Annotated in this window: 6 protein-coding genes; 1 reads left to right on the top strand and 5 read right to left on the bottom strand. The window is 28.6% G+C overall.

Annotated features, from left to right (window positions below; all coding sequences use genetic code 11):
* The 3 genes from BVAVS116_RS05090 to BVAVS116_RS05080 all read right to left on the bottom strand — a co-directional run bounded on the left by BVAVS116_RS05090 (position 1) and on the right by BVAVS116_RS05080 (position 2972).
* Positions 1 to 1353: a PBSX family phage terminase large subunit gene (locus BVAVS116_RS05090; RefSeq protein WP_012664855.1), complete on the bottom strand. Its 1353-nt coding sequence runs from the start codon at positions 1351 to 1353 to the stop codon at positions 1 to 3.
* Positions 1350 to 1904, bottom strand: coding sequence for a DUF603 domain-containing protein (locus BVAVS116_RS05085; RefSeq protein WP_002658536.1), 555 nt, complete (start codon positions 1902 to 1904; stop codon positions 1350 to 1352). The genes BVAVS116_RS05090 and BVAVS116_RS05085 overlap by 4 nt, the downstream gene beginning before the upstream one ends.
* A gap of 267 nt (positions 1905 to 2171) precedes the next feature.
* Entirely contained in the window at positions 2172 to 2972 is an 801-nt protein-coding gene (locus tag BVAVS116_RS05080) for a hypothetical protein (protein WP_012664854.1), read from the bottom strand.
* 437 nt (positions 2973 to 3409) lie between these two features.
* On the opposite strand from BVAVS116_RS05080, the gene BVAVS116_RS05075 reads away from it, so the two are divergent.
* Positions 3410 to 4186 (top strand): tyrosine-type recombinase/integrase, encoded by a 777-nt coding sequence (locus BVAVS116_RS05075; RefSeq protein WP_012664853.1) that lies wholly within the window; start codon positions 3410 to 3412, stop codon positions 4184 to 4186.
* A 5-nt stretch (positions 4187 to 4191) separates the two neighbouring features.
* On the opposite strand, the gene BVAVS116_RS05070 is transcribed toward BVAVS116_RS05075, so the two are convergent.
* The gene (locus tag BVAVS116_RS05070; protein WP_002658755.1) at positions 4192 to 4617 is read right to left on the bottom strand and encodes a DUF261 domain-containing protein; all 426 of its coding nucleotides are present in this window, start codon (positions 4615 to 4617) and stop codon (positions 4192 to 4194) included.
* A 51-nt stretch (positions 4618 to 4668) separates the two neighbouring features.
* Positions 4669 to 5991, bottom strand: coding sequence for a DUF244 domain-containing protein (locus tag BVAVS116_RS05065; protein ID WP_012664852.1), 1323 nt, complete (start codon positions 5989 to 5991; stop codon positions 4669 to 4671).
* Positions 5992 to 6000 lie beyond the last annotated feature (9 nt).

Raw genomic sequence — 6000 nt, 5'->3', positions numbered from 1 at the left:
TTACAAAAATCTTTGATTGCCAAAGTGAACACTTCTATCTCTATATCCTAAAGACAATATCAAATATGCAGCGGATATTGCGTCAAGTGCATCATCATGAGTTTTGTTATCCCCTTTATAAGCGTAAATATCATTAAATACAGAAGAACTGCTGTATTTTGCAATGTAAAGTTTCTTGTAAGTAAACGGTGTAATTAACGATGTTATTCTACTAAATTTATTGGACTTTGGTTTAATCGGCACAATTCTAAAATTGTGACTCATGTTGTTCCTAAGAGTCATATATTCACGAGTTAGCGCACCAGCACCTTTAGTATTATCTCTATCTTCTAAGTAAAGTGTATTTACATTGAAATTCTCTAATACAGTCTTGACCATATTCATAATATAAGGCTCATTCGCTGGTCTTTGGTCTTGAAATACAAAAGCATAATACTTATCATCAACTCTCTCCATAACACATAAAGCAGTATTATCCCCACCAACACTAAATGCTGGGTCTAGATATGCTATAGGGCTGCTAAACACATAATCTTGAGTAATATTAATTTGTGTAAAAATTGAATCAATGCTCGCTATCCATTCTCCTAGCAAAACCCTTGCCTTATATGTTGGTATATCTTTATAAAGTTTCTCTTGAGTTTCTATAAATCCTTTACTAAGAAGTACATTATCATAAGTTGTAAAATTATACGTTGTGAAAGTATGTATATTGTCAATATAATCAGTTTTAAAATAATGTTCTGGATTATCAGGATTGGTGTCAAAAATAATAGTTTCTTGACCACACCTAAGTCTTTTTAGCACTTCTTCTAAAGTTTGCTTATGTAAAGTAGTAGCCTCATTTACAAAAATAAGTGCCGAATTACTACCTCTAAACCTTTCAAAATCACTTGCCTTATCCCCCCCATACAAATTAATACGAAGTGAATCAATCAGTATATATGAATTATTTGTATTCTTTGGAATATAAGAAATATCAAGAAGTTTGCACAACTTTTCAAATTGACCCAAAACATTGACTTCAAGTGAACGTTGAGAATTGCCAATAATGAAATTATTAGTATCACTGGAGTATAACTTTTTATTGGAAAGTAAACTTTTAATAAAAAGATAACATGAAAGATAAGTTTTACCACTAGCTATACCACCACTAAGTATAATCTTCTTTTCATTGTTCTTTTGAATGCTTTTGATAACATTCTTTTGCTTTTCGGTTAAATGTTTTTCTTCAAATTGATCAAAATTAATTGAAGAGTTTGTTGGCTTAACAAATTGTGATATGTCAACTCCAAACTGATTTTTGTATTGCTTTTGAAGTGTTGTAAAAAGTTTTGTTTGATATAAGTTCACTTGTATCCTTTACTACTTTTGTAGCTACTTTTACTCTCAACTTCATGAGCAGCAGCAAGTCTTTTCATACATTCATAGTAAAGCTCCATTTCTCTTATTGAACACTCTTTTATAAGTTCATTAAGCTCAACTTTTAAAGAGTTAATTTTTTCATTAATACCTTTTTCACTTTTTTTATTTAAAGATTCAATTTCATATCTTAAATCTTCTATTTTTGAAATCATACTAGCAAGCTCAATACTAGAATATTGCTTGAATGCGCGTATAAATCCTAATTCTAAATTAGAGCGCTCTAAGTCTAATTCACCTTTAACTTTTTTAGCTTTAACTTCTGATCTAAAGGTTTGTGCTACAAGGTGTTCAAAAGTATCTTCACTAATTGTTACTCTAGAATCCCCATTATCAGAAGTCTCTCCACTCTCCCATTTTTGTCGCATTCTCCATACATTTACTCTAGAAACCCCTAGTTTAACTGCTATTTCTCTATCATTTAATGAGCCTTCTCTAAAATATGCAACATAATCATCAAAAGGCCTTTTATTTTTTTTCAAAAAAATTCCCCTAAAGCAATAAAATTAACAAATTGTTACTCTAAATAATACAATAAGTTAACAAATTATTAACAATAACTAGTAACTTACTTATGTCTATTAACTACTATGCTTATAATGTTTGTATTTTGATTTTCACAACTTTACAGATTTTATCTGTTTAGCCATGAATTGGATTTTACATTTATATCTTTTCTTTTTAATTAATACGTTAATACAAATAAAAACAAGACTAACAACTAGTCTTGTTTTTCATAATTTATGTTTTCAAAAACCATTTTTATTCTTTTTTTGCTCTAAACCTTTAGACTCTTCTTCAATCTCTTTAAGTTCTTCTTCAATCTTTTGAAGTGCGCCCTCTATTATTCCACTTGACATATCACTAGTATCAGTATCAGTAGAATAACTTCTATCTAATAAGCCTAATTTGCTAGCCTCACTCCAGGCTTGTTTCCCAGCTCCCCCTTTATTTTTAGCTTGTGCACCATGAGTTACTCCACCTGCAGATTCAACTTGCCTTTGATACCCTTTAAATTTCTTTTGAGTCTCTTCTAAAGCTTTTTTTCTTTTCTCTTTTTTCTCTTTTAATTTTTCTTTTAACTCTTTTAATTCCTTTTCAAGTTTTTCTTTATCTTCTTTTTTATCTTTAAGTTTATCTTTTAATTCTTCTAATTTTTTCTTTAATTCTTCTTCTAACTTTTCTAATTCTTTTTCATAACCAGAATATGTTTCAAGAGTAGTTTTATCATTAGTTCCATCTACTTTTTTCTTTAAATCTTCTAATTCTTTCTTTAATTTTTCTACTTCTTGATCTACATTGTTAACATCTTGAGCTACTTGATGCTGTAGTTGGCCTTGTGGCTCATCAGCTTGCATTAATTCTCCAACTTTTGAAGATACTTCTGATCCTAGGATTTTAATACCTTCGGTCAATTCTTCTTTTTTTGTATCTAAAAATCCCTTAACTTGTTCTTTTACATTTTGTTTTAAATCTTCACCACTTGCATAATTTTTGCAAGAAATTATCAGTGCAAAAACAGCACAAATAATAAACATTTTTTTATTCATAAGTTACTCCTACTCCATAGATCTTAAGCTTAACGCAACACGCTAATAATTACAATTTTTTTAAAGATTTAAATAATTTATTTTGTTACATTTCGAATTACATAGTAACAAACTTCAAATGTAATTTTAATAAAACTCATAAAATCTCTCCATTGCAAGTAGCCAACTCATTACAATCGATCACAAAAGACATACAAATTAAATTTTTAAGTCTTTGCTATATATCACACAAAGTATACTATCTTTCTTGTGTGCACCCCTTAGAAATTGCCACTTCTACTCTTTAAAACTACTCTACATTCTAAATTCTGCATACAATGAGAAACACCATAATTTGACTAAAATTTTTAGTTTTTGGTAAAATATAGAATGCAATTCTTATACATTTTTATTACTTTTACTTAATGTAAAGGTAACACTTATGCGGAGCTGATTTTATGGACTCTAATAATTTTTTTAATTTAAACAACGCTAGTTCAGATTTTTTCCTCAAACTATTACAAGATTATCAAAAAATACTAAATGAAAACAAAATTTTAAAAAATTCACTAAAAAATTCAACTAAAAATAAAAAAGAAAATATAAAACCTAGTCCTAAGTTTTATCTAACTCCAAAAACTAGCAAACTAATTGTAAAATGTATTAATCATCTAAAAGAAACTGATCCAATATCAGGTTGGTTCGTATATTTACTTTTGATAAGTGGATGCAGGGGCACTGAAATGCAAAAAGTAAAAATGGAAGATATTGCCCAATTATCAAGTAAATCTGGAGAAATTTTTTACACTATAAAAGTAAACGTAGCAAAAAAAAGAAATATAACTTGTATTAGAGAAATTGTCATCAACTCTAAAGAATATGATGCTATTCAAACAGCTCACAAAAATCATTTCGAAGATAAAAATCTTGATACTAGGCGTACTTATCTTTTCCAAAAAACTAAACACAAGTTTAAAGACAATCAAATTGACATTATCCATATTTCTAAAAAATTCAAAAATCTTCTAAAAAAGTCGGGCTTTAAAGCAAATAAATCGCTCCATTTATGTAGAAACTTGTTTATTTCAAATTTAAAATCTAGTGGCTACAACTCTTTCCAAATTAAAGAACTTATGAAATATTCTTCAACCCATGAAATTGATAATATATATGGACTCTCTTCTGCAAACAAAATTCAAGCCTATAAATGCACCAAAAATAGCTTAAAACTATAACTCAGCTATATAAGCTTAAATATACGCTTTGAAGTTACTCTAAATACTTTTCCTCTGGGCTTTAAATCGAGTGAATCATATAATATTTCTTGCTCTTTTGTAGCAATAAAGTGTGATCCATCAACGCTCTTAATCTTAACTTCGCTTATTTCAAATTCATTAACAGCTCCAAAGTACCCAAAAGACTCATATCTCACACTACTTTTAATTCCATAGTAATTAAGTATCATACAGGGATTTAAAATAAAACAATTACTCTTAATATGCCCAAATCCCAAAAATCTGTAATAAGCTGCATTTATATCATAAATAGTAAATTCAAGTTTTTTTAACACACTTACATAATAGTGTAAACACAAAAAGTAACAACCCCACCTTTGTATCTCTAGGTGCAAAGCCTTGTTGCTTTGTTTTATTTTATTAATAGGCATTGATTAATCCTCCAATATTAAATTATTTTTTTAATTTTTAAGTATCCCCATTCACATGGGGACACTTACACTATTTGCATATGTTATATTATTTAATAAGGATAATTTACCACTTGTCGGCAATAGTCCCTTAAATCTATCTGATATCATCCTTTTCTTAGGGTCATAACTGAACATAAATTCTCTAAATTTATAATTTACCTGATTAATTAGGGGATATTTATTCACAATATTGTCAATTTTAATTTTAAGCAAATCTTTAATAGGCTTTTCTCTTTTTCTGTTTTCATTTTGAATTTTATTTAACTCTAATTTCAAATTGTCAATCTCAAAAAAAGAACGCTCAAGATAAGCAGCAGTTTGCTCGTTTTCAATCTCAAGATTTATAGAATCAACATATTCTACAAATTCTCTTGCCCAATCAAATTCAATCCCAAAACGATAAAAATCACTCCTTTCTACTAAATCTTCAACAAGCTTTATAAACGTCTCCTTATTAAAATTGTGTGCCATTAAGTATTCGTCTCTATAGTTAGAGAAAATATCTTTTTTCAAATTGGAAACTTCCATTTCACATTTCTCAACAAATTCAAGAACTTTTGATATTAAAGATTCATTTCTCTTTATTTTGCAGTTAATTGGTGCAGCGTCTATTAAAAAGAACAAATTACAATACTTAAGCCCAGTACACGCTAGTTGCATTTGCGCCTGCACATAATATTTGAAAAAATACTTACTACTTAGGAAATTGCCATTTTTATTGTATTCATCAATAGCACTACTCATATAATTAGAATCACTACTCTTAATCTCTAAAAGCTCTAATTCACCATCATCATTAATAAACCATCCATCAATTGTTGAGCCTACTAAAGTTTTTGAATTTCCCATTTTTTTGAAATAATTATATTTATCAACACCGTTAGCATATTTGTTTTTGTACAAAACAGCAATATTATCACCGTGTGCCTTAACAAACTCTCTAAATCCTAAATTCTCTAATTCTTTACCTTTTAACATGTATAAATTCTCTTCAAAAGGCATGCTCATGCCAAAATACTTAAGAACTCTATTTACCATTAAGTCTTTAAGTCCAGCACCACCAATTAAAACAGTCCCCACTTCACTAGCGCCATATTTATCTAGTTTGTTTCTTTGCTCGCTAAAATCAAGATTTTTATTAAATCTAAAACACTCTTGACTCCCTATTCCTGGTAATTTTTTACCTATCTTGCTTAATTTGCTTTTTTCTTTAATTTGAAAAGATTTTTCCTCAAAGACTTCACAACCAATAAAATTTTGTTGCTCGACACACAGCATTTTGGATTCTCCATTTATTTCTGATTGTATATTTTCTTTTGAATTATTTGCCATATTTAGCTC

The sequence above is a fragment of the Borreliella valaisiana VS116 genome (genome assembly GCF_000170955.2).
GTDB lineage: Bacteria > Spirochaetota > Spirochaetia > Borreliales > Borreliaceae > Borreliella > Borreliella valaisiana.
The sequence above is the reverse complement of the archived record's forward strand: the minus strand, read 5'-3'. Positions and strand labels throughout refer to the sequence as shown.